Source organism: Lutibacter oricola (genome assembly GCF_900106565.1).
Lineage (GTDB): Bacteria > Bacteroidota > Bacteroidia > Flavobacteriales > Flavobacteriaceae > Lutibacter > Lutibacter oricola.
Genome location: NZ_FNNJ01000048.1, coordinates 1 through 1,798, shown reverse-complemented (window position 1 = coordinate 1,798; position 1,798 = coordinate 1). Strand labels below are relative to the sequence as shown.

The 1,798-nt window shown below is 28.7% G+C and carries 1 protein-coding gene; it reads left to right on the top strand.

Annotated features, from left to right (window positions below; all coding sequences use genetic code 11):
- Nucleotides 1–537: 537 nt before the first annotated feature.
- On the top strand, nt 538–1,035 hold the full coding sequence (locus BLU40_RS17410) for a hypothetical protein (protein ID WP_090126812.1): 498 nt from the start codon (nt 538–540) through the stop codon (nt 1,033–1,035).
- Nucleotides 1,036–1,798 lie beyond the last annotated feature (763 nt).

The window sequence follows — 1,798 nt, the reverse complement described above, 5'->3', positions numbered from 1 at the left end:
GACAAATATTACGGAGAAGAAAATAAAACGATAAAAAGCCCATTAAAACGCTGATTTGAGCAACACTTCGGAGGAGAAACTAAAATGAGAAAACTTGTTGAAACGCTGATTTGAGCAACACTTCGGAGGAGAAACTAAAATGAGAAAACTCGTTGAAACGCTCAATTGAGAAACACTTCGGAGGAGAAACTAAAACGAGAAAACTCGTTGAAACACTGATTTGAGAAACACTTCGGAGGAAAAACTAAAAATAATAAACATTAAAGATTAATTTAAGTTTAATAAAAATAATTACAAATAAAAAAGGCACACAAGTTAACAATGCGTTTATTTCATTGCTTGGTTAATTCCACGTACGAAAAGCCTCTGATTATCTTAATGTTTAGAGTTTTTTAATTAAATTTGAGCTTAATCACGCAACGAAACCAAACTCTAAACCGTTAGCCACTATTACGAAAAAAAAAAGCTGATTCTAGAAATAGAAAATTTAAATAATACGATTAATTAACAGATTATAGATTCTACAAAAAAAATTATATGATAATTGATTACAAACTAGAGAAAATTTTTCCTTTAATGTTTTTAATAATTGGAATTACATTAATTCTAAGTGGAATATTCCTAACTGGGATGAGTTTATTGATTTCAATAAATTCAACATCATTGATTGGAATATTAATTCTATTAATTGGAGTTATAATTGTCTTTCTGAGAAAAGGTACTTTATTAGACTTTGATAAAAAGAAAATAAAACATTACGTAGGATTATTTTTTATTAAAATTGGAAAATGGAAAACAACCGAAAACTATTCTTTCATTTCCGTATTACATTTAAATCAAAAAAGTTTTGGATATAGCCGAACAGGAGTTCAATTTTCAGAAAAAAATAAAATTTACAGAATTTATTTATTAAATAGAACACACCGAGAAAAATTGAAAATTACAGATTTTGATGATTTGGTAAATGCAGATTTAGAAGCTAATAAAATTGCAGGAATTATGAATATGGAATTTGTGAAATATAATCCGATTTAAAAAAAAACAGTGGCTAACAATGCATATATTTTATAGCTGGGTTTTAGCACACTTACGAAAATCCTCACGGATTTTCTTGGTCAGTAATTATTTACTAAATTAGTTACTTAAAATCGCTACAAAACATATTCTAAACCGTTAAATTTTATGCCGATGAAAAACTAATCGGATAAATGATAAAAATACGGAGAAGAAACTAAAACGATAAAAATCTCATTGAAACGTTGATTTTGAGCAACACTTCGGAGGAGAAACTAAAATGAGAAAATCAATTGAAACGCTGATTTTGAGCAACACTTCGGAGGAGAAACTAAAATGAGAAAACCAGTTGAAACGCTGATTTGAGCAACACTTCGGAGGAGAAACTAAAATGAGAAAACCAGTTGAAACGCTGATTTGAGCAACACTTCAGAGGAGAAACTAAAATGAGAAAACCAATTGAAACGCTGATTTTAGCAATATCTCGGAGGAGAAACTAAAACGGATAAACATAAAAGATTAATTTAAGTTTAATAAAAATAATTACAACTCAAAAAGGCACACAATTTAACAATGCGTTTATTTCATTGCTTGGTTAATTCCACGTACGAAAAGCCTCTGATTATTCTAATGTTTAGAGTTTTTTAATTAAATTTGAGCTTAATCACGCAACGAAACCAAACTCTAAACCGTTAAATTTTATGCCGATGAAAAACTAGTCGGATAAATGATAAAAATACGGAGAAGAAACTAAAACGATAAAAATCTCATTGAAACGTTGATT

What these genes read in the sequence shown, in the direction of transcription:
- BLU40_RS17410 (WP_090126812.1), top strand. Translation starts at nt 538, where the DNA reads ATGATAATTGATTACAAACTAGAGAAAATTTTTCCTTTAATGTTTTTA.